Origin of the sequence: Streptomyces sp. Act143 (assembly GCF_003143935.1) — a bacterium.
Classification (GTDB): domain Bacteria; phylum Actinomycetota; class Actinomycetes; order Streptomycetales; family Streptomycetaceae; genus Streptomyces.
This window is the reverse complement of the sequence record NZ_QFRX01000001.1, coordinates 1476132-1499912: the sequence shown is the minus strand read 5'-3', so window position 1 is coordinate 1499912 and position 23781 is coordinate 1476132. Positions and strand designations below refer to the sequence as shown.

Below are 23781 nucleotides of genomic sequence, written 5' to 3'. Positions count from 1 at the left end.
ATCGTGCAGCTCGGCGTGGCCAGGGCCACCACCAGGCCCAGCACCGCGGCTCCGGTCCGCCGTCCCGCACGCGTGGTCATTCCGCGCCCGCCACTCCCCGCCCCTCGGGGTCTCAGGGGAGGGGAGGACGGGGCGCACGGGGCAGGCTGGGCATGCGGGGCCCCGGAGAGGCGACGGCGGGAGGGGGGAGGGCGTGGCTCGGCGGAACCCGCCCCCGGGACCGCGCAGGCGACTCAGTCGGGGCCGCTCCAGTCGAAGGGGAAGTGCTTGCTCGACTTGCCGGAGCGGTCCCAGGAGAAGCCGAACGCGTTGGCGCGGTCCACGGTGGCCCGGCCCCACGTCGCGATCTGACCCGGTCCGACCTCGGCACCCGGAGCGTTGTGGACCTGGACGCGACCGCCCTCGGCGGTGGTCGGTCCGGTGAGCGCCTCGGCGGCCGCCGTCACCCGGCCGGGCACCTCGGCCCGCCAGGTCGCGAGGTCCTCGTCGATCTCGACGTGGACGGGAGCGACGTCCATGCCGCGCATCTCGGGGTGGAACATCTCCCCGAACCGGGCCGGCCAGCCGCCCGCCTCACCGCCGAAGACGGCGCCGAGGGCACCCCGCTGCTGTTCGTCGGCGCGTTCGTCGAGGAACACCGCGGCGTACGGGGCGCTGTGCTCGCCCGCCCAGACGTTGCCCGTGAACGAGCCGAGCATCAGCACGTTGAGGCCGTCCAGCCGGACGTCGCCGTAGCGGCCCTCCCGGATGTGCCAGACCAGGACGCCCTCGCAGTCCCCGTAGGTCGGCGGCTGCGCGAACGTGCACGGGCAGGGGATGGCGCATTTGCACACGTCGAACCAGTCGCCGGCCAGATGCCAGCGGGTCGCGGTGGTGGTGGTTTGTTCCGTCATCTCGCTTCCCTCCTCTCCCTCCTCCCGAGCTCCGCGGAGCTCACTCGGAGATCACATGCCGTCCATCGGCGGCATCGAGTCCTGGAGGCCCGGCAGCAGCCAGTCCTGGAAGGGCGCGAGCACGGCGAGGACGAGGAACGCCACGCCCACGACACGGCCCAGCAGCACACCCAGGGACGACAGCTTCTCCACGAAGATCACCACGGCCAGCCCGGCCATCGCCGCCACGTTCATCACGCCCAGCGGAACGAGGACGAACATCAGCCCGGCGCAGCAGCCGACGCAGTAGGCACCGTGGTGCAGGCCGACCCGCAGGTCGCGGACCCGGCCCTGGAAGCCGGAGTAGTGGACCAGGTGGCTCAGCGGGTCGCGGCAGTGCCGCAGGCAGACGTACTTCAGGGGGCCGAGCTGGTACAGCCCCGCCAGCAGGAAGGCGACCGAGCCGATCCAGCGGCCGGCGTCGGCGTGGTCGCCGACGAGGCTGCCGGTGAGATCAAGGGCGGCGTAGGCGAGCAGTCCGAACGCCGTCCACACCAGCAGGTACCCGGCGATGAACTCGGCGGTGCGGGCGGTCCTGGCCCACCCGGAGGACTGCCGCCCGATGCCCCGGACCCAGGTGAGGGCCACCGGGGCCATGGACGGCAGCATCATGGCCGCCATCATCGTCAGCCACAGCACCAGGAACAGCGGCAGCGCCAGCCCCATCGTGCCGGGCTCGACCCCCATGTCCCCGGCCTGCCCGATGGTCAGCACCCAGGCGGGCACCGCGATCGCCACGACGAGGAACCAGGCGGCCGCGAGATCCCGGGCCGGCAGCAGCCCGCCGCCCGCTCCGGTCGGGGTGACCGGCTGGGCGGACGCGACGGTGGAAGTCCGGCTGTGACGCATCGGTGTGCTCTCCTGCGACTGCTTCCAGCACAGCACAGGTCACCCCGCAACGCGACCGCGCCCGGAAGGGGTGATTCCGTGAGCGGGCCAGGCGGCTATAGTCAACAATACGAATAGGTGCGTAGTTCAGTGACTGACCGATGCGATGCAGTGACTGACCGATGGTGACGCGGGGTGGCCATGGTGGACAGCGGGTACGCGCGGTACGTCGCCCTCGGCGACAGCCAGACCGAAGGGCTCGGCGACGGCGACGACGTACGGGGACTGCGCGGGTGGGCGGACCGGCTGGCCGAGCAGCTCGTACGTTCCTCGCCGGGACTGCTGTACGCCAACCTCGCCGTCCGCGGACGCCTCGCCGGACAGGTGCGGGCCCAACAGCTCGCGCCCGCCCTGGCTTTGGAGCCGGACCTCGCCACGGTGGTCGCGGGGGTCAACGATCTGCTGCGCCCCCGCTTCGACGCCGACGAGGTGGCCGGACACCTGGAGACGATGTTCGCGGCGCTGACCGGCCGGGGCGCCCGCGTGGTGACGCTGACCTTCCCCGACGCCTCCCGGATCACCCCGCTGGCCCGCCCCGTCGGCCCCCGGGTCGTCGCCCTCAACGCCCGCATCCGGCAGGCGGCGGCCCGGCACGGCGTCCTGGTCGCCGAGACCGCCGACCACCCGGTGGTGACCGATCCCCGTCTGTGGAGCCCGGACCGGCTGCACGCCAGCCCCCTCGGGCACGCCCGCATCGCCGCCGCGGTCGCGCACGCGCTCGCCCTGCCGGGCAGTGACGACACCTGGACCCGGGCCCTGCCCGCCGACCCGCGCGCGGTCTCGGGGCTGCGGGCCGTCGGCGGTGAGCTGCGGTGGCTCGGTTCCTTCCTGGGGCCCTGGCTGGTACGGCGGGTGCGGGGCCGGTCCTCCGGTGACGGGCGGCGGGCCAAGCGCCCTCAGTTGCTCCCGGTCGTCGCCGTCGACTGATCGAACCGGCTGTTAGGTTGACCGCATGGCTCTGCGCAACGCGGTGATGGCGGCCCTCTTGGAGGGCGAGGCCTCCGGATACGACCTCGCCAAGGGCTTCGAGGCCTCCGTCGCCAACTTCTGGATGGCCACACCGCAGCAGCTCTACCGCGAGTTGGAGCGCATGGAGCGCGAAGGACTGGTCTCGGCGCGCGTGGTGCAGCAGGAACGCCGCCCCAACAAGCGCCTCTTCTCGCTCACCGAGGCCGGGCTCGACGTCCTGCGGTCCTACGTCGCCGACACGCCGGCCAAGCCGACGGCCATCCGCGACGAACTCATGGTCAAGGTCCAGTGCGTCGACATCGGCGACGCCGACGACATCCGTGCGGTACGGGAGGCGGTCGCCGAGCGCAAGGAGCGCTCCGCCGCCAAGCTGGCCCGGTACGAGCGCATGCAGGCCCGCATGCTGGGCGGCCGTACCGAGGACGAGTACTTCGCCGGCGCCGAGCGCATCGGCCCCTACCTCACCCTCCTCGGCGGCATGGCCTTCGAGCGCGGGAACCTCCGGTGGGCCGAGGGCGTCCTCGCCCGCCTCGACCAGCGAACCGCCATCGCCCGCCGCGGCTGAACCGCTGTCACCTCTCCGGCACCGCGCCGCGAGAGATCACCGAGTACCGCTTCGGGTCGCCGTGTTGGCGTACTGAGCCGTGTGCGCTTTCACCCTTGCGCTCATGACCGTTACTCGCTGTAATGAAAACTCGGACTCGGGTGACGGAAAGTCAAGGGGGGCCCATGTCCTACGTCGGGGAGTTGCCTCTGGCCGACGGCAGCGTGCTGCTGGTCGAGGTGCAGGGCGACGCCGCACCGGGCGTCGACCGGGTGGGCAGGCTGGCCGACGGAGTGCGTCAGGGCGCACAGTCGCTGGACGCGGCTCTGTCGAGCGTGCGGCCGGCCCTGCAATCGGTCGTCGACACGCTGGCGGGGCTGGCGCCGCGGTCGGTGACGGTGGAGTTCGGCATCAAGGTCGTCGCGGGGGCGGGCGTCGTGGTGGCCAGGGCGGCCACCGAGGCCAGCTTCACGGTGACCGCGACCTGGGACGGCGCCGAGGGCGGGGCCGTACGGCCATGACCAGCGCCGCGGACCGCCTGGCACCGGCGGTCGCCAGAGTGCTGGGGCCGGACGGCGGCGTGGTCGGCGCCGGATTCCTCATCGCGCCGGACACCGTGTGCACCTGCGCCCATGTCGTCGCCCACGCACTGGGCAGGGAGGAGGTCGTGCGCTCCCGTGACGTGCCCGAAGGCGCGGTCACCCTCGACTTCCCGCTGCTCCGCGACACCCCGCACGGTCGGCGCGGCTACCCGACGCGGACGAGCGCCTGGGAACCGGTCGTCGAGGACGGCGGAGGCGACATCGCCCTGCTGCGGCTGCCCGAGGAACTCCCGGAGGTCGTCCGCCCCGTCCCGCTGGTCAGCGGCACCGAGTTGTGGGGCCACCGATTCCGCGCCCTCGGCTTCCCCGCCGGCAGCGAGCACGGCCAGTGGGCCCAGGGCCGGGTTCGTGACCGGGTCGGCGCCGGCTGGATCGCGCTGTCCGAGGAGTTCGACCGGCTGCGGCGCATCTCCCCCGGCTTCAGCGGCAGCCCCGTCTGGGACGAGGAACTCGGCGGCGTCATCGGCATGGTGGTCGCCACCGCGCGCGGCGAACGCGAGGACACCGCGTATCTCGTGCCTTCAGCCGCGCTGGTCGACATGCAGCCCGGACTGCGTCGCTGCCCCTACCGGGGGCTGGAGCCGTTCCGGGAGGAGGACGCGGAGTTCTTCTACGGCCGGGAGGTCGATGTCCGCCGGGTGACCGACGCCGTCCTGCGCCATCCGGTGGTCACCGTGGTCGGAGCGTCGGGCAGCGGCAAGTCCTCCCTCGTCCGGGCCGGTGTCCTGCCCGAACTGCGCGCCCGCGGCCACTCGGTGACCGTGTTCCGGCCCATCCGCGGCGCCCGTCCCGTGCGCGCCCTGGCGAAGGCCCTGGAGATCGAGCCGGGCGCCGCCGAGGGGGATGTGACCGAGACCGCCGCCCTGCTCACGGAGGAACTCCTCGAACGCAGCGGCGACCACGGACACGTCCTGTTCCTCGACCAGTTCGAGGAGGTCGCCGCCACTGAACCCGACGAGGCCCGTCGACTGCTGGCGCTCACCGTCGCCATGACCCGCGCCGTACGCCCCGTCTCCGGACGCGTCCTGCGTGTCGTCGCCACCCTGCGGCACGGCTCTCTGGACGGCCTCGTCGAGCCCGGCATGGCGGGGCTGCTGAGCGACGGCACGCAGATCATCGCGCCGCTCGACCGCCCGGCCCTGCTCAGGGCGATCACCGGCTCGGCGGGCCGGGTCCCGGGCCTGGCCTTCGAACCCGGGCTGGCCGAGCGCATCGTGGACGACGCGGAGGCCGAGCCCGGCTGTCTGCCCCTCGTCCAGTTCGCCCTGACCCGCCTGTGGGAGAAGCGCCGGCACACCCTGTTGACCCACGCCGCCTACGAATCCCTCGGCCGCGTGGGCGGCGCCCTGACGGCCTACGCCGAACACTCCGTCGCGCCCGCCATGGCGGACCTCGGCGAGGACACCCTGCGCCGGCTGCTCGCCCAGCTGGCCCGCCCCGATGAGAAGGCCGACTTCGTCCGCATCCCGGCCCGCCTCGACGGCCTGGACCCCCAACTCCGGCACGCCGCCCACGCCTTGAGCCAGACCCGGCTGGTGATCCTCAACCAGACCGCCGAGGGCGAGGACATCGTTGACCTGGCGCACGAGTCGCTCATCCGTCAGTGGCCGCGGGCGCACGCCTGGCTGGAGGAGAGCCGGGAGTTCCGTGCCTGGCAGGAACAGGTGCGCGCCGCCACCGCCGTATGGCAGCAGAACGCACGGGACCCCGGGGCGTTGATGCGGGGAGCGGTCCTGGAACGGGCCCTGGAATGGCGGACCCGGCGGTCCGCGGACATCGGGAAGGAGGAACTGGCCTACATCGAGCAGAGCGACTGGCGGCGTCGGCGGGGCGTACGGGTGCTGCGGGTGACGACGGCCTGCATCGCGCTGCTGGCGCTCGCGGCGGGGCTGCTGGCGGTGTTCGCCTTCCAAAAGGCGGCACAGCAGCGGGCGGCCAACGACCGGATCGCCTCCCAGGTGCTGGCGGCGGAGGCGGACACCCGGCTGGGGTCCTCGCCGTCGCAGTCGATCGCCCTGGCGCTGGAGGCCTGGCGGCGGTCGCACACCGCGCAGGCGCGGGCCGCGTTGCTCAACCAGTACGTGTCGCTGTCCAGCACCAAGGTCCTCAGAGTCGGGGCCGTCAAGAGCGGGGTGACCCAGTACGCGGCCTCGGCCGACGGCCGGGTGATCATTCTGCTGACCCAGCGCGGCCGGCGGAAGACCGCGTCGGTCGTCACCGCCCTGGACTCGGGGACCGCACGGATGACACCGCTGAGCGGGGTCCCGCAGGAAGCGGACGCGGTGGACGTCGACGACGCGGGCACGCGGGTGGCCGTTGCCGGCCCGGACGGCGGTCTCGCTGTCTGGGGCATGACGGACGGGCGGTGGGACCTGCTGTCGGCGAAGCGCTGGACGCCGGTGCGGAAGACCGACGGGCTGGCGACCTTGCGTCTCGACTTCTCGCCCGACGGGCGCCGGTTGCTGCACCTGACGGGCAATTCGGGCAGGTCGTGCCCGACCACCACGGGCTGGCGCGCGGTGTGGACGGTGTCCAGGCACCCCGAGCGCGTCGACAGCGTGGTCGGACGTCCCCGGGGCGGCGACTGCGTGACCGACGCGGCGATCGTGACGAACGGCGGCGATGTGGCGGTCGTCCGCGACGGACCCCGCAAGGGCCTGTCCTCCGTGGTCGTGGAGGCCCACTCCGCCGCACCGCCCCACTGGGCACTGGCCGACGTCCCGTCCGCGGCGTTCGCCGCGAGCGGCCGAGGGATCTCCGTTTTTCGCGAGGACCGCTACTACATGATCGCCGCCTATCTCATCGACGGGGCCGGACGGCTGTCGAAGCGCACCGTGACGGGCACCGGCGGCTCCGACGCAGAGGTGTACGCCCCGGACCTCGAGATGACCTTCGACCTCACCGGGCGATTCGCGGTGGGGGTATCGATCGTGGGCGGCTGGACGATGCTCTTGGACCTGCGTACGCACAAGATCTACCAGGTGCGTTCACCCGCCCAGTTCTACACGACCACCGCCCTGCTCTCCGTAGTGGCGCCCGCCGACCGGGTTCCCTGGGTGGTCCAGAACATCGGTGACGACCTGGTCCGTTCCGAGGCCCGGGCCGTCGCCCCCGCCACAGGGAAACGGATCTGGGAATATGTCGACAACCCCGCGCTGCTGACGACGGATCACGCCGTCTACCTGAACGAGCAGACGGACGACGCGACGGTCACGGTCGCGCCGAGGCACGGTGGCGGCAAGGCCGTCAGGCTGACCCCCTCCGGTGGGCCGTGGGGGTGGAACGGCTACAACCCGCTGACGACGGACGACTCCTTCTTCGGCTACTGGGACGAGCAAGGGCTCAGCTACCTCCGCCTCGACGACTCCCCTCCCGCCTTCCGCCCCATGCCGGCTCAGGGTCCGGACCACGCCGTGCACGGGGCCGCGGCGCTGAACCGGACCGAGGTCGCGGTGCTCACCCAGGACGGGCTGAGCCGGTACTCCTTCGCCACCCCCGCCCGGCCGCCCGAACGCGTCGCCGGGGCGCCGTGTGTCGCCCGGGGACGGACCTCGCGCGCGAGCGAGACCTGCGTGGGGCTGGTGGCGCGCCCGGACCATCCGGGCCAGGTGGCGGTGCTGTTCGGCGACGGGCGGGTGGAACTGTGGACGCTGCGCGAGGGCGGCACACGCCGGCTGGGCACTGTCGAGGCAGCCGTCGACGTCAACAGCCTTGTCGGGTACATGTATTCGGGGTTCCCGGTGGCGTTCACGGAGCACGGCGACGGACTGGTGGTCATGTCCTTCGGCTGGATCTCCCTGTGGAAGTTCGACAGCGACCGACCCGAGTGGTCCGTCTCCGTCCAGGACGCCGATCTGCGGGGCGCGTTCGTGGATTCCGGTGTGTTCTACCTGAGAGCGACGGAGACGGTGAAGTACCGCCCGCTGAAGGTGAGTGACACAGCCCCCGGGAGGATCGTGCCAATCGCCGAGCCCGGCGACGTCGTCGTGCACGGCGACACCATGGACTACATGGTCGGCTACGAGACGGTGCGTGTCCCGCTGCACGGTGCGGACCTGGTGACGGCACTGTGCACCTCCCTCGACGGCAAGTATGAAGGGGGCGACCTGAACAGCATCCTCCACAGCGTCGGGGTGGAGAACGCGGGGCACTTCTGCCCGTGAGCCAGGACCTCACTTCCCCCGCACCGGCCCGGCCCCGCCCTCAGACCACGCCGTCGGCGCGCAGCGCCTCGACGGTGTCGTGGGGGAGGCCCAAGCCGCTGAGGATCGCCTCCGTGTGCTCGCCCACGGCCGGTACGGGGTCCATGCGGGCCGGCAGTCCCGCCAGGTCGGCCGGCGGCAGCAGTGCCTGGACGGTGGCGCCCGGGACACCCACCTCGTGCCAGCGGCCGCGGGCCGCCAGCACCGGGTGGTCGAGGAACGCCGCCACGTCGTTGACGCCGGCGCACGCGATCCCGAGGTCCTCCAGGTCCTTGAGGATCTCCTCGGCGCCGGACCGCGCACAGCGTGCGGCGACGACGGCGTTGATCTCGTCGCGGTGGGCGACCCGGTCGGAACCGGTGGCGAAGCGGGGGTCCTCGGTCAGCGCGGGGTCGCCGAGGAACTCCGCACAGAGGACGGCCCATTCGCGCTCGTTCTGGATGGAGAACAGCACGTCCCTGCCGTCGGCGGCGGTGAAGGTGCCGTACGGGGCGATGGTGGCGTGCTGGGTGCCCAGGCGCGGGGGCTGGAAGCCGCCGTAGCGGGTGTAGTTGGCCGGCTGGCCCATCCACTCGGCCAGTGCCTCGAAGAGGGACACCTCCACCGCGTGCGCCTTCCCGGTGGTGGCGCGGGTGTAGAGGGCGGTGAGGACCCCGGTGTAGGCGTACATCCCGGCGGCGATGTCGGCGACGGAGATGCCGACCCGCGCTGACTCCTCGGGCGTCCCGGTCAGCGACACCAGCCCGGTCTGGCACTGCACCAGCAGGTCGTACGACTTGCGGTCCGCCCAGGGGCCGTCGGTGCCGTAACCGGAGATGGTGCACGGGATCAGCCGTGGGTACCGCTCGGCGAGCGCGTCGGTACCGAGGCCGAGCCGGTCGGCCGCGCCGGGTGCGAGATTCTGTACGAGGACGTCGGCGCCGTCGAGGAGCCGGTGCAGGATCTCCAGTCCCCGGGGGTCCTTGAGGTTCAGGGTGAGGGATTCCTTGGAGCGGTTGAGCCAGACGAAATAGCTGGAGTGGCCGTGCACCGTCGTGTCGTACCGGCGGGCGAAGTCACCGTCGCCCGGGCGCTCCACCTTGATGACCCGGGCGCCGAGGTCGGCCAGTTGCCGGGTGGCGTAGGGGGCGGCCACCGCCTGCTCCAGGCTGACGACCGTGATCCCGTCGAGGGGAAGCTTCGGAGCGCTCATGAGGCCCCTTTGTACGGCCCGGTTTCCGCCCCTGCCAACCCGTCCCCGGTGAGGCACGCACCACACGGCTCACGGTCGGCCGCCCGGATCGGCCGCCTCGCCGGGGACCTCAGGCGAAGGTGTCGGGGTCCGGGCCGGTGCGCAGGCCCCGGTCCAGTCCGGCGATCGACGTCATCTCCTCGTCGGTGAGGGCGAAGTCGAACACGGCGGCGTTCTCGCGGACACGGGCCGGGGTGACGGACTTCGGGATCACGATGTTCCCGAGCTGGAGGTGCCAGCGCAGCACCACCTGGGCGGGCGACTTGCCGTACCGCTCCGCGATGGCGGTCAGCACCGGCTCCGCCAGCACCGCTCCCTGCGCCAGCGGGCTCCACGCCTCCGTGGCGATCCCCGACTCGGAGTGCAGTGAGCGCAGTTCGCGTTGCTGGAGGCCGGGATGGAGTTCGATCTGGTTGACGGCCGGGACGAGCGGGCTGTCGTCGAGCAGCCGGCGCAGATGTGCGGGCTGGAAGTTGGAGACGCCCGCGGCGCGGACCCGCCCCTCGCCGGCCAGCTTCTCGATGGCCCGCCACGACTCGCGGTACAGGTCACGGTCCGGGACGGGCCAGTGGATCAGGTACAGGTCGACGAAGTCCAGGCCGAGCTTCGCGAGGCTCGCGTCGAAGGCCTTGAGGGTGGCGTCGTAGCCCTGGTCCGCGTTCCACAGCTTGGTGGTGACGAACAGTTCGTCCCGGGCGATGCCGGACGCGGCGATCGCCTGGCCGACGCCGGCCTCGTTGCCGTAGATCGCCGCTGTGTCAATGCTCCGGTAGCCGGCCTCCAGGGCCGAGGTGACCGCCGCGGCCGTCTCCGGGTCGGGGACCTGGAAGACGCCGAAGCCGAGCTGCGGGATCTCGATGCCGTTGTTGAGGGTCACGGTGGGGAAGGTCGTACTCATGCGGGCGACTGTAGTTGCAGGCGCGGGTTAATTGCAAACGCGGGTATAGGGCGGTGAAAATGCTGTGTGCCGGGTCCTGAGCAGCGGATACCGTCTCCACGCCGACAGGCGCCCATCCGATCCGACCGGGAAGTGACCCCATGACCAGCCCCCGCCCCACGACGACCCTCTGGCGTCCCACCGGCCCTGAGGAGCTGGAGCTGGTGCGCGAGCTGAACTGGCGGGCCTGGCCGCCCCGGCTGCCCGAGCAGCCGATCTTCTATCCCGTCCTGAACGAGGACTACGCCGTGAAGATCGCCCGGGACTGGAACGTCAAGCACAGCGGCGCCGGGTTCGTGACCCGCTTCGAGGTCGACTCGGACTTCCTGCGCAGATACCCCGTCCAGCAGGCGGGCGGACGGACGATCCTGGAGCTGTGGGTGCCGGCGGAGGAGCTCGACGCGTTCAACGCCCACATCGTGGGCGAGATCGAGGTCGTCCACGAGTTCCGCTGACCGATCCTGGACGTGCGGCCACGGGCCGTGTCACGCAGTACCCTTCGGCTCCGCCAACAACCGGCGCAGCCAGCGCAGTCGAGCCGACCGCGCCCCCTGGGACAGGGCCGCCTGCGGGGCGAAGGCGTCGAAGCCGTGGAAGCCGCCCGGCCACACGTGCAGCTCCGCCACCCCGCCCGCCTGCCAGATGCGGGAGGCGTAGGCGACGACCTCGTCCCGGAAGGTCTCCGCGGAGCCCACGTCGAGGAAGGCCGGGGGCAGGCCGGACAGGTCCTCGGCGCGGGCCGGCGCGGCATAGGCCGGGACGTCCGGGCCGCCTGGCAGCTCGCCCAGCAGAGCCGTCCAGCCGGTCTCGTTGGCCGTACGGTCCCAGAGGCCGACGCCCGCCATCTGGTGCGCGGACGGGGTGTCGCCGCGGTCGTCCAGCATCGGGCCCATCAGGATCTGCCCGATCACCTGCGGCCCCCTGCGGTCCCGGGCGAGCAGGGCCAGCGCGGCGCACAGGCCGCCGCCCGCGCTGGCGCCCGCGATGACGATCCGCTCCGGATCGGCGCCCAGTTCCGCCGCGTGCTCCGCCGTCCAGACCAGCCCGGCGTACACGTCCTCCACCGGCGCGGGATACGGATGCTCGGGCGCCAGCCGGTACTCGACCGACACCACGACCGCGTCCACCTCCCTCGCCCACGCCAGCGGAGCGTCCACGCCGACCCGGTTGTTGCCGACGACCATGCCGCCGCCGTGCACGTGGTAGACGACGGGCCGCGCACCCTTGGCCGGCGCAGCGGCGGGGCGGCAGATCAGGAGCGAGATCTCCGGGGCGCCCGCGGGCCCCGGCACCGTACGGTCCTCGGTCTGGAAGAAGCCGTCGAGGGTGAGGTCCAGCTCGTCCAGCAGCGCGATCCACGGCCCCTGCCGAATCTCGTCGATCCGGTCGAGCGTGAGGCCGGAGGCGATCACGTCCTGGAGCGGCTCCAGGGCGGCGGCCAGCTCGGGATCGAACGGTGGCGGGACCAGACTCATGGCTTCTCCTCACACGGGGCGGGACGTCATACGGGGCTGCGGCGGCACGAGTGCCCCTTCGCCCCGCGTTCGCCACCCGGATGCCCCGTCCGGTGGAACCTGCCCGCCGAACGGCGGGTGGCACCGGTGTGAACACCGGCCTTGCCGGGTCGTGACCCGTTGTTCACCTTCCGGTGGTGGAAGGGATCGGAACCTGAGACAACGCTGTCAAGGCCCCACCCCGCGGCCCCACCCGCACCAGGAGTAAGCACGTGAACGTCTCCCTCACCGCCTGGCTGGTGACCGTCGCCGCCCTGTGCGCGCTCATCGCCGTCGACTTCTTCATCGGCCGCAAGCCGCACGACGTGTCCCTCAAGGAAGCCGGCGTCTGGACGGCCGTGTGGGTCGCGCTCGCCTGTCTCTTCGGGATCGGTCTGCTCGTGTTCAGTGGCGGCGAACCGGCCGGGGAGTTCTTCGCGGGCTTCATCACCGAGAAGTCGCTGAGCGTCGACAACCTCTTCGTCTTCGTGCTGATCATGTCCAGGTTCGCGGTGCCCTCGCAGTACCAGCAGCGGGTGCTCATGGTCGGCGTCCTGATCGCCCTGGTGCTGCGCGCCGGGTTCATCGCGGCCGGCGCGGCCATCATCTCCGCGTTCTCCTGGGTGTTCTACCTGTTCGGCGCCTTCCTGATCTGGACCGCCTGGAAGCTCGTCCAGGACGCCCGCAAGGGGGGCCACGAGGAGGAGTACGAGGAGAACAAGCTGCTGAGGACGGTCGAGGAGCGCTTCGGCGTGGCCGACCGCTACCACGGCACCAAGCTGTGGATCGAGGAGAACGGCAAGCGGGTCATGACCCCGATGCTGGTGGTGATGCTGGCGATCGGCTCCACGGACCTCCTCTTCGCCCTCGACTCCATCCCCGCCATCTACGGGCTCACCGAGGAGCCGTACATCGTCTTCACGGCCAACGCCTTCGCCCTGATGGGCCTGCGCCAGCTGTATTTCCTCATCGGCGGCCTCCTCAAGCGGCTCGTCCACCTCAGCTACGGCCTGTCGATCATCCTCGGCTTCATCGGCGTCAAGCTGCTGCTGCACGCGCTGCACGAGTCCGGCGTGCACGTCCCCGAGATCAGCATCCCCTTCTCGCTCGGCTTCATCGTGCTCGTCCTCGCGGTCACCACCCTCACCAGCCTGCGCGCCTCGAAGGGGCGGAAGGAAAAGAAGCGGGGGGAGGGAGAGCCGGAGGAGACGGTTTCCTAACCGCCGTCGCGTCCCGCCCGCCGGGCCGTCGCCGTCACCGCCGCCGCGCCGAGGGCGAGGAGCGCGCACAGCAGCCAGACCGCCACGTAACCCGACTCGGCGGGAGTGGCGTCGCCGGGCCCCCGGCTCGTGGCCGCGGCCAGCAGGGAGACCGTCACGCCGCCCGCCATCGCTCCGCCGAGCGTCTTGACGTTGTTGTACAGGGCGGTCGTCACGCCGGTACGGGACGGGTCGCTGCCCTCCGCGATCACCGTCGGGATCGCGCCGAGCGCCACCCCCGTACCCAGCCCGGCGAGCACCTTCGCCGCCACCAGCTGCCAGACCGCCGTGTGCAGGACGGCCGTGACCATGAAACTCGCGCCGATCAGGACGAACGCGCCGGTCACCGCCGGGACGTAGCCGACACGGCCCGCGATGCGGGCGGTGAGCGAGGAGGTGACGACCGCCGTCACCGCCGCCGGCAGGGCCACCAGGGAGATCGACAGGGCCGAGAGCCCGAAGCCGTACCCCGTCCGCTCCGGGTCGGCGGCGAGGAACGTGGCCTCCGGCGTCTGACTGCCGAAGTACACGACGCCGAAGGCGAACGCGCCCACGAAGAAGGGGGCCACCCTGCGGTCGGCCAGGGCCCGCAGGTCCACCAGCGGCTCCGCGGTGCGCAGTTCTACCGCCGCCCACACCCCGCCGAGCAGCACCGCGAGCAGCAGCCGGCCGAGCACCGTGCCGGACAGCAGCCCCTCGTCCTGCGCGGCGGACACCCCGGACAGGAGCAGCACCATGGCCGCGCTCAGCAGCACCGCGCCCGGCCAGTCGAGTCTGCCGCCGCTGGCCCGCCGGGACTCCGGCACGGCCAGGAAGGACACGGGCACACAGGCCACGGCGAGGACCGCGGGGACGAGGAGCGTGGTCCGTACGTCTCCGGTGGCCTCCTGGGCGGCGCCCAGGACGACCCCGCCGAGCAGGGTGCCGAGGGCCAGCGCCCCGACCAGGCGGGCGATCGCGGAGCGGGCCAGGTCCACCGGGAGCCGGTCGCGGACCAGCGCGATCTCCAGGGGCAGCAGCGCGGCCAGCGGACCCATCAGCACCCGGCCCGCGAGCAGCACCGGCCAGGAATCGGCGAACGCCACGAGCAGCGTGCCGACGGCGACGCAGCCGAGGGCGATGCGCAGCAGCCGCCGGTGACCGTACAGGTCGCCCAGCCGGCCGAGGACCGGCACGGACACCGCGGCGGCGAGGAGCTGGGCGGAGATCACCCAGGCCAGCTCGGCGTCGGGGATGCCGAGCTCGCTGCCGATCTCCGGGAGCAGCGGTGTGATGCCGCCCTGGAGGAAACCGCTCGTCAGCTCGAAGAGGACCAGCAGGCCGACGACGGCACGCACGGACGCGGGCCGCTCCGCCGCCACGCCGGGGGCGGCGGCGGGGGAGGGGGTCGCATCGGGGGATCTCACACGGCCTCCTCGGCGGTGCGCCCGAGGCGGCGGGCGGCGAGTTCGGCGAGCAACACGGCCGCGTCGAGGACGGCGCGGTCGTCGAAGACGGCACGGGGCGAGTGGTTCATGGCGGCGGTCGCCGGGTCGCGGTCCGGCGGGCAGGCGCCGAGTCCGACGTACGCCCCCGGCACCTCGCGCAGCACGAAGGAGAAGTCCTCCGAGCCGGTCAGCGGGCGCGGCGCCTCGAAGGCGTGGTCCGCGCCGAGGAGGTCTTGGGCGGTGCGCAGCGCGAACGCCGCCTCTTCGGGGTCGTTGACGGTAACCGGGTAGTTCTCCCGGTAGTCGACGTCGGCGGCCACGCCGTGCGCGGCGGCGACCCCGCGGACCGTCTGCTCGATCCCGGCCCTGACCTTGGCCTGTGTCGCCGCGGAGAAGGACCGTACGGTCGCCTCGAACTCGGCGTGCTCGGGGATCACGTTGCCCGCGGAACCGGCGTGCAGCGAGCCGACCGTCACCACCGCGGGGTCGAAGACGTCGACGGTGCGGGTGACCATCGTCTGCAGGGCCGTGACCATCTCGCACACGGCCGGGACCGGGTCCTTCGCGGAGTGCGGGGTCGAGCCGTGGCCGCCCGCGCCGGCGACCCGGACCGTGACCGTGTCGGAGGCCGCCAGCATCGGGCCCGGCCGGACGGCCGCGAAGCCGGTGGGCAGCAGCGTCGAGGTGACGTGCAGCGCGTACGCTGCCACCACCCGGCTGCCGGCCGCGTCGAGGACCCCCTCCTCGATCATCAGGGCGGCGCCCCGCATGCCTTCCTCGCCCGGCTGGAACATGAACACGACGTCGCCCGCGAGTTCCTCCCGCCGGGCCGCCAGCAGCCGCGCCGCCCCGACCAGTCCCGCGGTGTGCAGATCGTGCCCGCACGCGTGCATCCGGCCGGGCACCTGCGAGGCGTACGGGACGCCGCTGTCCTCCTGGACGGGCAGGGCGTCCATGTCGCCGCGCAGCAGGACCGCGGGACCGGGACGGCCGCCGCGCAGCACCGCGGTGACCGAAGTGAGCCGCTTGCCCAGGGTGATCTCCAGCGGCAGACCGGCGAGCGCGTCGAGGACCTTGCGCTGGGTCAGCGGCAGGTCGAGCCCCAGCTCGGGCTCGCGGTGCAGCGCATGGCGGAGCCGGATCAGGGAGTCTTCGAGGACGAGGGCGTCGCTGTGCTTGAACATGGCCGGTATAGTGCCGATGCCTCCGATCAACGTCGCACGTGTGCAGGAATCCACCGTGGTCCGCAGATCATTTGCAGGAAACAGCCGCATCATCCAGGTCGAGGAGTGACCCGTGCTCGACGAACTCGACTACCTCCCGTCACCGCCCTCCAGATCGCGCCGCGCGCGGACTGGCAGACGATCGGCGACGTCCTCGGCCTCGACGCCTCGACCGTCGCCCGCCGGTGGGCCCGGCTGACCCGGGCCGGTCACGCCTGGATCAGCGTGCATCCGGCGGCGCACGCGCACGCGCCCTCGGTCGTCGCCTTCATCGAGGTCGACTGCGCGGCCGGGCGGCTCCACACGGTCGCCGCCGCGATCGCCGAGGACCCGCACGTGTTCAACCTGGAGCACGTCAGCGGGGGCCGCGACCTGCTGGTCACCGCCGTCTTCAGCGATCAGGCCGAGCTCGCCCGGTACGTGGGCTTCCGGCTCGGGGCCCTCGACGGCGTGGCCGCCTCCCGGACCCAGGTCGCCACCACGCTCCACACCGAGGGCAGCCGCTGGCGCCTGGACCGGCTCACCGAGGAGCAGCGCCGACGGCTCGCGCCGGTGACGGCCGCCGGGGTCCGGCCGCAGGCGGGCAAGCTGCTGGAGGGGCGCGACCTGGAGCTCGTCCAGGCACTCAGCGACGACCCCCGGCAGTCTGCCGCCCGGCTCGCCGAGCGCACCGGACTCAGCCCCACCACCGTCCGGCGCCGCCTCGACCGGCTCGACGCCGAGCACGCCCTCGTCTACCGGTGCGAGGTCGCCCGTACGCTGTCCGGCTGGCCGGTCTCGGTGTCGCTGTGGGCCGCCGTGCCGCAGAGCCGGGCCCCGCATCTCGCCGAACGGATCAGCGCCCTGCGCGAGATCCGGCTCTGCGCCTCCCTGTCCGGACCGCACAACCTGCTGCTCGCGGCCTGGCTGCGCTCGGTCGACGACATCGCGCCCTTCGAGACGCGGCTCACCGAACGCTTCCCCGAACTCGACGTCGCGGACCGGGCGTTGACGCTCTGGCCGATGAAACTCGGCGGCCACCTCCTGGACCCGAGGGGCCGCCGTCTGCGCGCCGTCACCCTGGGCCCCTGGCACGACCCACGCTCCGAGGCGGCGGAAGCGGCCCTCCTGGAGCGACTGCGGACGCGGCCGGGGGAGTGAGCGGCCCGACGGACCGAGAACGGCCGTCCCGGCGCCCCTCGTCCCACCCCTCCCATGAGCCTCCGGCACCCCTCGCGGCCCTTGCCGGTCAGCGGCTCCTGATGGCCCTAGGTGTGCTTCGCGGCCTCCGGCGCCCCTCGCGGCCCGTGCCCGTGAGTGGCTCCTGGTGGCCCTCGGTGCGCTTCACGGTCTCTGGCCCCCTCGCGGCCCCTGTCCCTCCGCGGTTCCCAGTGGCCCCTCGCGCCCCGGCCCTCGCGGCCCGTCCGCGCCCCCGGCCCCCGGTGGCCGCCCGCGCCCCCGGCCCCCGGTGGCCCCTCGCGCCCCGGCCCCCGTCCGCCGCCCGCGCCCCCTCGCCACCCCTGCCCCTCCACGGTTCCAGGTGGCCCCTGGCGGCCCCCGCGCCCCCACGAGACAGCCTCCCCAAGAGCCGCCGCACCCCTTGACTTCGAGAACGCTCCAAGACCTAGCGTCGGCCTGGACGACGGAGGTCGACTGCGGTCGACGGAGGTCGGTGGACAGTGACGGAGCCCGGCGGAACGGAGACGGCCATGCGGGTCGGCGTGCACATCAACCGGTTCGACCACCCCGGAGGCGGGCCCGCGCTCGCCGCCGAACTCGCCGCGGCGGGTGCCGCGGCCGAGGCCGGGGGAGTGAGCTGGCTGTCGGTCATGGACCACTACTTCCAGATGGAGTTCAACGGCGGCGCCGAGGACCCCATGCTGGAGGCCTACACAACCCTCGGCTATCTCGCGGGCCGCACCGCCACGGTGCAGCTCGGCGCCCTGGTGACCGGGGTGACCTACCGGCACCCGGGGCTGCTCGCCAAGATCGCCACCACGCTGGACGTGCTGTCCGGCGGCCGGGCCACCCTCGGGATCGGCGCGGCCTGGTACGACCGGGAGCACGCGGGCCTCGGCGTACCGTTCCCGCCGCTCGCCGAGCGGTTCGAGCGGCTGGAGGAGACCCTGCGGATCTGCCTGCAGATGTGGGACCCCGGGACCGACGGGCCGTTCGAGGGCAAGTACTACCGGCTCGCCGAGACCCTGTGCGTCCCCGCGCCGGTCAGCAGCCCGCGGCCCGAGATCATGATCGGCGGCGGGGGCGAGAAGAAGACGCTCCGGCTGGTCGCCCGGTACGGCGACGCCTGCAACCTGTTCACCACCACGCCGGAGGAGGTCGCGCACAAACTGGACGTCCTGCGCGGTCACTGCGACACCGAGGGCCGGGACTACGACACGATCCGCAAGACCGTCGCCTACTCCGGCGAACCGCTCGCCACGGGCGATCTCGACGCCTTCACCCGGGACATCGAGGGCTACACCAAGCTCGGCGTCGAGACGGTGATCCTCGCCCCGCGCACCGGCGAACCGGCGGCCTTCGTCGAGCGGTTCGCGGCCCCTGCCGTCGAGCGGCTGGCGGGACTCGACTGAGGCCGGGCCGCGTCCCCGGGGCCACCGCCTGAGCGCCGGCCTAGGCGGGGCGGCTGCGGGAGACGATGCGCATGCCGCGGTCGTCCACCGTGCGGACCTGCAGGGAACCGCAGCCGCAGCGCGTCCACAGGGTGCTGCCCGCGGCGGTCACGTGCCGGGACACCACCTGGAAGGGCTCGGCGTCGTCCGGCCAGCCGCAGTGCGGGCAGCCGGTGCGGATCGTGCTGGTCATGGGAACTCCTCGTACGTCGTGGCCGATTGGCCGGCGCGGCTGGTGGACCGTCGCGACACGATCCAGGGTGCGGCATCGCTTTCGTACACGTCCAGGTTGACTTTCTGGACGGCACCTTGAAGCGTGGGCTTCATGATTGACCTGCGCCGGCTTCATGTCCTGCGAGCGGTCGCGCACTACGGCACGGTCACCGCGGCCGCCCGGGCCCTGCACTTCACCCCGTCCGCCGCCTCGCAGCAGATCCGTCAGCTCGCCCGTGACCTGGGCGTCGACCTCCTCGAACCCCAGGGGCGCGGGGTGCGCCTCACCCCGGCCGCGGAGAGCCTGCTGGTCCACGCCGACGCCATCCAGGCCCGCTGGGAGGAGGCCGAGCTCGATCTGCGGGCCGAACAGGGCGCCCCGGCGGGGCCGTTGCGGGTGAGCGGGTACCCGGTGGCGATCTCGGTGCTGCTGGCACCGATGGCGGTCCGGCTCCAGGAGCGGTATCCGCGGCTGGCCGTGCACATCCGGGAGGCGGGCGTGCCGGAGAGCTTCGACCTGCTCTTCGAGGGCGAGATCGACCTGGCGATCGTCGAGGCGACCCCGTACAACCCGCCGCTGAGCGACGCCCGTTTCGATCAACGGCCGCTCCTGGACGACCCGTTCGACCTCGTCGTCCCGGTCGGTCACCCGCTGGCCGGCCGGGAGCGCGTCGACCTGTCGGAGGCCGCGCACGAGGACTGGATCGCGCCCATGCCGGACAGTCCCTGCCACACGCATGTCATCTCCGCCTGCGGGGAGGCCGGTTTCCGTCCCGCGGTGGTCCACCAGGCCGTGGACTGGAACGTCACCGCCCAGCTCGTCGCCCACGGCCTCGGCGTCGCGCTCGTCCCGCGGCTGGCCCAGCTCACCCCGGACCTGCCCGTGACCCGGGTGCCCTGCGCGGGCGATCCGCACCGCAAGTTCCTCACCTGCACCCGGCGTGGCGGCCGTGCACGTCCCGCGGTGGAGGCCGCTTTGGCGCAACTGCGGGAGCTGGCGCCGATCGCGGGGTACTGACCCGCAGGCCGCTCACGCGCGAAAGGGGCCGGAGCTCGAAAGAGCCCCGGCCCCTCGCGTGAGGTGATCCGGACGGTCAGGCGGCGACGGTCTGGCCGGCGTGGCCGTGCAGTCGGGCGACGACCTCGGTCAGCTGCTCGGCGACCTCGGTGTCGTCGGCCGGGTGGGTCTCGGCGAAGCGGACCACGGAACCGGGGATGGACAGCTTGACGTCCTCCAGCACCTTCGCACCGGCGATGCCCAGGGCCTTGCGGGTCTCGTCCTGCGCCCACACGCCGCCGAACTGGCCGAACGCGGTGCCGACCACGGCGGCTGGCTTGCCGCCGAAGGCGCCGGCGCCGTACGGGCGGGACAGCCAGTCGATGGCGTTCTTCAGGACGGCCGGGATGGTGCCGTTGTACTCGGGGACGAAGAGCAGGAAGCCGTCGGCGGCCTGGGCGGTCTCGCGCAGCCTGGCGGCGGCGGCCGGGACGCTGCCCTCGACGTCGATGTCCTCGTTGTAGAAGGGGATCTCGGCCAGGCCCTCGTACACCTCGACGGAGGCACCTTCGGGCGCGAACTTGACGGCCGCCTCCGCGAGCTGGCGGTTGTGCGAACCGGCGCGAAGACTGCCGACGAGCGCAAGGATACGAACAGACATGCTAACTCCAGGGGGGTGCTGAAACACTGCCGTCACAATCCGGACCGGGGTCCGTTTAAGTTTCTATCACCCTAACCGGACCGCGGTCCAGTTTCATTCCCGATGCTTTACGCTGTCTCCATGTCCGCCGACCTGCCGCCCTTCCCGCGGTCCCACGAACCCCTGGGCGAGACCGGGTTGTTCCAGCTCGGCGCGCGCGAGGAGGAGCCGTGCCTGCGCGCCGACGCCGCGCGCAACCGGGCCCGGCTGCTGGAGGCCGCCGCCCGGCTGATCGCCGAGCACGGCGCGGCCGGGGTCACCATGGAGGCGGTGGCCGCCGCCGCCCAGGTCGGCAAGGGCACCGTCTTCCGCCGCTTCGGCGACCGCACCGGCCTGCTGATGGCACTGCTGGACCACTCGGCGCGGCAGTTCCAGACGGACTTCATGAGCGGCCCGCCGCCCCTGGGCCCCGGCGCCCCGCCCGTGGAGCGGCTGCGCGCCTTCGGCGTGGCCCTGCTGTACCGCACGGTGGAACAGCTCGACCTCCAGCTCGCCGCCGAGCCGGAGCCCGCCCGCCGCTACTCGCACCCCTCCAACCGTGCCCTGACCATGCACGTCACGATGCTGCTGCGGCAGATCGTCCCGGACGCCGACAGCGACCTCCTGGCCCGGCCGCTGCTGGCGTACCTCGAACCCGCCCAGATCCACCACCTGACCAGGGAGCGCGAGATGCCCCTGGAGCGGCTGGAGGCGGGCTGGACCGACCTCGTCGCCCGGGTGACACGCACCGCGCCGCCCGCCTGAGAGCCCCGCCCGGGCCCGTCTCCACAGGTTCTGCAAAGATGCCGTACGTCATGGTGCAGATACCGAAAACGCCCGCCCCCGGGGCCCCCGCACCGCGCTCCGTGCCCACGAGCGCCGATGTGGCCCGCCTGGCAGGCGTCTCGCGCGCGACCGTCTCCTACGTCCTGAACAACACCAGCGCCGTCCGGATCAGCGAACCCACCCGCCGCCGGGTCCACGAGGCCGCCAAGGAGCTGGGGTACGTGCCGCACGCCGCCGCCCGCAGCCTGCGCGCCGGACACAGCCGCCTGGTCCTGATGCCCGCCCCCTCCATCCCCGTCGGCCGGCTCTACGGCCAGTTCATCAACGAACTCCAGTGGGCCCTCAGCCGTCTCGACTACACCGTCGTCCAGCACGGCGGCGTCGGACTCCACGGCGACGAGGCCGCCCGCGCCTGGGCCGAACTGCGGCCCGTCGCCGTCCTGGTGCCCGGCGCGGGACTGGGCCCGAAGGGCGTCGCCGTGCTCAAGCGCTCCGGCGCCCGGGCCGTGGTCACCTTGGGCCCCGAGAGCGTCGAGGGCGCCCACGCCCTGCTCATGGACCACGAGACCGTCGGTCACCGCGCCGGACGCCACCTGTACGACCGCGGCAGGCGCCGGATCGGCGTGGTCGTCCCCGAGGAGGCGGGCCTGGAGGCCTTCTCCCGGCCCCGGCTGGCCGGTGTGCGCGCCGCCCTGCGCGGCACCGACGCCACCGTCACCGACCTGCCCCTCGCGTACACCGAGGAGGCCGCCGGCCGGCTCGCCAACCGCTGGCGCGAGCTGGGCCTGGACGCGGTGTTCGCGTACAACGACGAGTACGCGATGCTCCTCACCCGCGCTCTGCTGGACCAGGGCATCGGCATCCCCGGCGAGGCGGCCGTCATCGGCGCCGACGACCTCATGCTCGGCCGGCTGCTGCGGCCCCGGCTGAGCACGGTCCGCCTCGACCTGCCCTCCGGCCGCGCCCTCGCCGAACTCGTCGACCGCGCGGTGCGCACCCCCTCCGCCGCACCCGAGACACACAAGGTGCTGGCGGCCGCGGTGGTGCACCGCGAGTCCACCTGAGAGGCTGTCGGCCAAGCTGTCACCGAGGGGAGGCGTGCCATGCGCACGACGGTCGGCATCATCGGCGGCGGCCCCGCCGGACTGCTCCTCGCCCGTCTGCTGCACCACGCGGGCATCGACTGCGTCGTGCTGGAGGCGAGGACGCGGGAATACGTCGAGCAGCGCCAACGGGCCGGCATGCTGGAGCAGGGCACGGTCGACGCCCTGCGCGCGTGCGGCGCCGCCGAACGGCTGGGGGTGCAGGGCCTGGTCCACCAGGGCATCGAGCTGCGCTTCGACCGGGAACGCCACCACATCGACTTCCCGGTCCTCACCGGCGGCCGTACCGTCACGATCTACGCCCAGACCGAGATCGTGAAGGATCTCGTGTCCCTCCAACTCGCCGACGGGCCACCGCTGTTGTTCGAGGCGGAGGCGCTGACGATCGAGAAGCCGGAGTCGGCGACGCCCGTCGTCCGGTTCCTGCACGAGGGCCGCGAGCAGACCCTGAGCTGCGACTGGGTCGTCGGCTGCGACGGCTTCCACGGCATCGCCCGCGACACCTTCCCGGCCGGGACCGGGCGGGCGTACGCCCACGACTACCCGTACTCCTGGCTCGGCATCCTCGCCGATGTGGCCCCGTCCTGCGAGGAGTTGATCTACGCGCGCGGCGCCGGCGGCTTCGCCCTGCACAGCATGCGCTCACCGCAGGTGTCCCGGCTCTACCTCCAGGTGCCCAACGGCACCGACCCCCGCGACTGGCCCGACGACCGCATCTGGGACGAACTCGCCGCCCGCTTCGCCATCGACGCCGACTGGACCCTGAACCGCGGCCCGATCACCGCCAAGTCCGTGACGCCGATGCGCAGTTACGTCCACGAACCCATGCGCCACGGCCGGCTGCTGCTGGCGGGTGACGCCGCCCACATCGTCCCACCGACCGGCGCCAAGGGCCTCAACCTCGCGGTCTCCGACGTATGCCTGCTGGCCCGGGCCTTCGCCGAGCTGCACCGCAGCGGCTCCGAGCAACTCCTCGACCGCTACTCGCAGTCGTGCCTCGCCCGCGTCTGGCAGGCCACCCGGTTCTCGTACGACATGACGACCATGCTGCACACCCGCCCGGACGCCGACCCCTTCGACCACCGGCTCCAGCTGGCCCGGCTGCGGCGGATCACCGCGTCCCGGCACGCCGCCGCCGAACTGGCCGCCAACTACACGGGACTTCCCCTGGAGTGGTGAGCACCCCAGGGCAAGTCCCGGTACGTCACTGGCCGTTCTGCTCGGCGCTGGCCTGCTGCTCGGCGACGGCCTTGCGGACCTCGTCCATGTCCAGCTTGCGGGCCTGCCCGATCACGTCCGTCAGCGCGGCCTCCGGCAGCGCACCCGGCTGCGCGAACACGGCCACCCGGTCACGGACGATCATCAGCGTCGGGATCGACTGGATGCCGAAGGCCGCCGCCAGCTCCGGCTGCGCCTCGGTGTCCACCTTGCCGAAGACCAGGTCCGGGTTCTCCTCGGCCGCCTTGTCGTAGACGGGCGCGAACTGACGGCACGGCCCGCACCAGGACGCCCAGAAGTCGATCAGGACGAAGTCGTTGTCCGTGACCGTCTGGTCGAAGTTCTCCTTGGTGAGCTCCACGGTGTTGCTCATGACGTCAATCCCTCTTCCTGGGGTCGGGGCCATCGGGCCTGTCCGCACAAACACGGCCTGCCGGGTAGGTATTCCGCGCGCGTACCCATGTGACCC

General features: G+C 72.7%; 22 protein-coding genes. 12 read left to right on the top strand and 10 right to left on the bottom strand.

The window, feature by feature from the left end; translation table 11 throughout:
* Nucleotides 1-233: 233 nt before the first annotated feature.
* Together DI272_RS06655 and DI272_RS06650 are read right to left on the bottom strand one after the other, a co-directional pair.
* Nucleotides 234-893 (bottom strand): DUF1326 domain-containing protein, encoded by a 660-nt coding sequence (locus DI272_RS06655; protein WP_109494324.1) that lies wholly within the window; start codon nucleotides 891-893, stop codon nucleotides 234-236.
* 51 nt (nucleotides 894-944) lie between these two features.
* Complete coding sequence (locus tag DI272_RS06650) at nucleotides 945-1781, bottom strand: DUF2182 domain-containing protein (RefSeq protein WP_109494322.1); 837 nt, start codon at nucleotides 1779-1781, stop codon at nucleotides 945-947.
* 180 nt (nucleotides 1782-1961) lie between these two features.
* Here DI272_RS06650 and DI272_RS06645 point away from each other — a divergent pair, with 180 nt between their 5' ends.
* The 4 genes from DI272_RS06645 to DI272_RS06630 all read left to right on the top strand — a co-directional run bounded on the left by DI272_RS06645 (nucleotide 1962) and on the right by DI272_RS06630 (nucleotide 8098).
* Entirely contained in the window at nucleotides 1962-2747 is a 786-nt protein-coding gene (locus DI272_RS06645) for an SGNH/GDSL hydrolase family protein (RefSeq protein ID WP_109500716.1), read from the top strand.
* A 25-nt stretch (nucleotides 2748-2772) separates the two neighbouring features.
* Entirely contained in the window at nucleotides 2773-3354 is a 582-nt protein-coding gene (locus DI272_RS06640; protein WP_109494321.1) for a PadR family transcriptional regulator, read from the top strand.
* A 164-nt stretch (nucleotides 3355-3518) separates the two neighbouring features.
* Nucleotides 3519-3854, top strand: coding sequence for a CU044_2847 family protein (locus DI272_RS06635; RefSeq protein WP_109494319.1), 336 nt, complete (start codon nucleotides 3519-3521; stop codon nucleotides 3852-3854).
* Nucleotides 3851-8098, top strand: coding sequence for a serine protease (locus tag DI272_RS06630; RefSeq protein ID WP_109494317.1), 4248 nt, complete (start codon nucleotides 3851-3853; stop codon nucleotides 8096-8098). The genes DI272_RS06635 and DI272_RS06630 overlap by 4 nt, the downstream gene beginning before the upstream one ends.
* 40 nt (nucleotides 8099-8138) lie before the next feature.
* Here the strand turns inward: DI272_RS06630 and DI272_RS06625 are convergent, their stop codons facing one another.
* Nucleotides 8139-9329: a CaiB/BaiF CoA-transferase family protein gene (locus tag DI272_RS06625; protein ID WP_109494315.1), complete on the bottom strand. Its 1191-nt coding sequence runs from the start codon at nucleotides 9327-9329 to the stop codon at nucleotides 8139-8141.
* Between the two features lie 109 nt (nucleotides 9330-9438).
* A complete protein-coding gene (locus tag DI272_RS06620; RefSeq protein WP_109494313.1) occupies nucleotides 9439-10266 on the bottom strand; it encodes an aldo/keto reductase in 828 nt (275 codons plus the stop codon).
* A 140-nt stretch (nucleotides 10267-10406) separates the two neighbouring features.
* On the opposite strand from DI272_RS06620, the gene DI272_RS06615 reads away from it, so the two are divergent.
* Nucleotides 10407-10760, top strand: coding sequence for a hypothetical protein (locus tag DI272_RS06615; RefSeq protein WP_109494311.1), 354 nt, complete (start codon nucleotides 10407-10409; stop codon nucleotides 10758-10760).
* A gap of 30 nt (nucleotides 10761-10790) precedes the next feature.
* Here the strand turns inward: DI272_RS06615 and DI272_RS06610 are convergent, their stop codons facing one another.
* Entirely contained in the window at nucleotides 10791-11780 is a 990-nt protein-coding gene (locus DI272_RS06610) for an alpha/beta hydrolase (RefSeq protein ID WP_109494309.1), read from the bottom strand.
* Between the two features lie 251 nt (nucleotides 11781-12031).
* Between DI272_RS06610 and DI272_RS06605 the strand changes: the two genes are divergently transcribed.
* On the top strand, nucleotides 12032-13018 hold the full coding sequence (locus tag DI272_RS06605; protein ID WP_109494307.1) for a TerC family protein: 987 nt from the start codon (nucleotides 12032-12034) through the stop codon (nucleotides 13016-13018).
* Here the strand turns inward: DI272_RS06605 and DI272_RS06600 are convergent.
* Both DI272_RS06600 and DI272_RS06595 read right to left on the bottom strand, forming a co-directional pair.
* Nucleotides 13015-14463, bottom strand: a complete 1449-nt coding sequence (locus DI272_RS06600) for an MFS transporter (protein ID WP_181387107.1) — start codon at nucleotides 14461-14463, stop codon at nucleotides 13015-13017. The genes DI272_RS06605 and DI272_RS06600 overlap by 4 nt on opposite strands.
* Nucleotides 14460-15668 carry a M20 family metallopeptidase gene (locus DI272_RS06595; protein WP_109494305.1) on the bottom strand — a complete coding sequence of 403 codons (1209 nt, stop codon included), beginning with the start codon at nucleotides 15666-15668 and terminating at the stop codon, nucleotides 14460-14462. The genes DI272_RS06600 and DI272_RS06595 overlap by 4 nt, the downstream gene beginning before the upstream one ends.
* Before the next feature lie 105 nt (nucleotides 15669-15773).
* On the opposite strand from DI272_RS06595, the gene DI272_RS06590 reads away from it, so the two are divergent.
* Together DI272_RS06590 and DI272_RS06585 are read left to right on the top strand one after the other, a co-directional pair.
* Nucleotides 15774-16847: an Lrp/AsnC family transcriptional regulator gene (locus tag DI272_RS06590; protein ID WP_258314480.1), complete on the top strand. Its 1074-nt coding sequence runs from the start codon at nucleotides 15774-15776 to the stop codon at nucleotides 16845-16847.
* Nucleotides 16848-17395: 548 nt separating this feature from the next.
* Nucleotides 17396-18277 carry an LLM class F420-dependent oxidoreductase gene (locus DI272_RS06585; RefSeq protein WP_109500714.1) on the top strand — a complete coding sequence of 294 codons (882 nt, stop codon included), beginning with the start codon at nucleotides 17396-17398 and terminating at the stop codon, nucleotides 18275-18277.
* Between the two features lie 40 nt (nucleotides 18278-18317).
* Here the strand turns inward: DI272_RS06585 and DI272_RS06580 are convergent, their stop codons facing one another.
* Entirely contained in the window at nucleotides 18318-18509 is a 192-nt protein-coding gene (locus tag DI272_RS06580) for a hypothetical protein (RefSeq protein WP_109494303.1), read from the bottom strand.
* 132 nt (nucleotides 18510-18641) lie between these two features.
* Here DI272_RS06580 and DI272_RS06575 point away from each other — a divergent pair, with 132 nt between their 5' ends.
* A complete protein-coding gene (locus tag DI272_RS06575) occupies nucleotides 18642-19547 on the top strand; it encodes a LysR family transcriptional regulator (RefSeq protein WP_109500713.1) in 906 nt (301 codons plus the stop codon).
* A 76-nt stretch (nucleotides 19548-19623) separates the two neighbouring features.
* Here the strand turns inward: DI272_RS06575 and DI272_RS06570 are convergent, their stop codons facing one another.
* Nucleotides 19624-20187 (bottom strand): NADPH-dependent FMN reductase, encoded by a 564-nt coding sequence (locus tag DI272_RS06570; protein ID WP_109494301.1) that lies wholly within the window; start codon nucleotides 20185-20187, stop codon nucleotides 19624-19626.
* A 102-nt stretch (nucleotides 20188-20289) separates the two neighbouring features.
* Between DI272_RS06570 and DI272_RS06565 the strand changes: the two genes are divergently transcribed.
* Genes DI272_RS06565 through DI272_RS06555 form a run of 3 tightly spaced genes read left to right on the top strand, consistent with a single transcriptional unit; the run spans nucleotide 20290 to nucleotide 23273 of the window.
* On the top strand, nucleotides 20290-20970 hold the full coding sequence (locus DI272_RS06565; RefSeq protein ID WP_181387106.1) for a TetR/AcrR family transcriptional regulator: 681 nt from the start codon (nucleotides 20290-20292) through the stop codon (nucleotides 20968-20970).
* Between the two features lie 38 nt (nucleotides 20971-21008).
* Nucleotides 21009-22055 (top strand): LacI family DNA-binding transcriptional regulator, encoded by a 1047-nt coding sequence (locus DI272_RS06560; RefSeq protein ID WP_181387105.1) that lies wholly within the window; start codon nucleotides 21009-21011, stop codon nucleotides 22053-22055.
* 39 nt (nucleotides 22056-22094) lie between these two features.
* Nucleotides 22095-23273 carry a 4-hydroxybenzoate 3-monooxygenase gene (locus tag DI272_RS06555; protein ID WP_109494299.1) on the top strand — a complete coding sequence of 393 codons (1179 nt, stop codon included), beginning with the start codon at nucleotides 22095-22097 and terminating at the stop codon, nucleotides 23271-23273.
* 25 nt (nucleotides 23274-23298) lie between these two features.
* On the opposite strand, the gene trxA is transcribed toward DI272_RS06555, so the two are convergent.
* Entirely contained in the window at nucleotides 23299-23685 is a 387-nt protein-coding gene (gene trxA / locus DI272_RS06550; RefSeq protein ID WP_109494297.1) for a thioredoxin, read from the bottom strand.
* Nucleotides 23686-23781: the final 96 nt, after the last annotated feature.

Excerpts from the sequence above, each read along its gene's own strand:
- DI272_RS06645 (WP_109500716.1), top strand. The coding sequence starts at position 1,962 with ATGGTGGACAGCGGGTACGCGCGGTACGTCGCCCTCGGCGACAGCCAG.
- DI272_RS06640 (WP_109494321.1), top strand. The coding sequence starts at position 2,773 with ATGGCTCTGCGCAACGCGGTGATGGCGGCCCTCTTGGAGGGCGAGGCC.
- DI272_RS06560 (WP_181387105.1), top strand. The coding sequence starts at position 21,009 with ATGCCGTACGTCATGGTGCAGATACCGAAAACGCCCGCCCCCGGGGCC.
- DI272_RS06655 (WP_109494324.1), bottom strand. The coding sequence starts at position 893 with ATGACGGAACAAACCACCACCACCGCGACCCGCTGGCATCTGGCCGGC.
- DI272_RS06570 (WP_109494301.1), bottom strand. The coding sequence starts at position 20,187 with ATGTCTGTTCGTATCCTTGCGCTCGTCGGCAGTCTTCGCGCCGGTTCG.
- DI272_RS06580 (WP_109494303.1), bottom strand. The coding sequence starts at position 18,509 with ATGACCAGCACGATCCGCACCGGCTGCCCGCACTGCGGCTGGCCGGAC.
- DI272_RS06610 (WP_109494309.1), bottom strand. The coding sequence starts at position 11,780 with ATGAGTCTGGTCCCGCCACCGTTCGATCCCGAGCTGGCCGCCGCCCTG.
- DI272_RS06565 (WP_181387106.1), top strand. The coding sequence starts at position 20,290 with ATGCTTTACGCTGTCTCCATGTCCGCCGACCTGCCGCCCTTCCCGCGG.
- DI272_RS06625 (WP_109494315.1), bottom strand. The coding sequence starts at position 9,329 with ATGAGCGCTCCGAAGCTTCCCCTCGACGGGATCACGGTCGTCAGCCTG.
- DI272_RS06575 (WP_109500713.1), top strand. The coding sequence starts at position 18,642 with ATGATTGACCTGCGCCGGCTTCATGTCCTGCGAGCGGTCGCGCACTAC.
- DI272_RS06555 (WP_109494299.1), top strand. The coding sequence starts at position 22,095 with ATGCGCACGACGGTCGGCATCATCGGCGGCGGCCCCGCCGGACTGCTC.
- DI272_RS06620 (WP_109494313.1), bottom strand. The coding sequence starts at position 10,266 with ATGAGTACGACCTTCCCCACCGTGACCCTCAACAACGGCATCGAGATC.
- DI272_RS06650 (WP_109494322.1), bottom strand. The coding sequence starts at position 1,781 with ATGCGTCACAGCCGGACTTCCACCGTCGCGTCCGCCCAGCCGGTCACC.
- DI272_RS06615 (WP_109494311.1), top strand. The coding sequence starts at position 10,407 with ATGACCAGCCCCCGCCCCACGACGACCCTCTGGCGTCCCACCGGCCCT.
- DI272_RS06585 (WP_109500714.1), top strand. The coding sequence starts at position 17,396 with ATGCGGGTCGGCGTGCACATCAACCGGTTCGACCACCCCGGAGGCGGG.
- DI272_RS06595 (WP_109494305.1), bottom strand. The coding sequence starts at position 15,668 with ATGTTCAAGCACAGCGACGCCCTCGTCCTCGAAGACTCCCTGATCCGG.
- trxA (WP_109494297.1), bottom strand. The coding sequence starts at position 23,685 with ATGAGCAACACCGTGGAGCTCACCAAGGAGAACTTCGACCAGACGGTC.
- DI272_RS06630 (WP_109494317.1), top strand. The coding sequence starts at position 3,851 with ATGACCAGCGCCGCGGACCGCCTGGCACCGGCGGTCGCCAGAGTGCTG.
- DI272_RS06635 (WP_109494319.1), top strand. The coding sequence starts at position 3,519 with ATGTCCTACGTCGGGGAGTTGCCTCTGGCCGACGGCAGCGTGCTGCTG.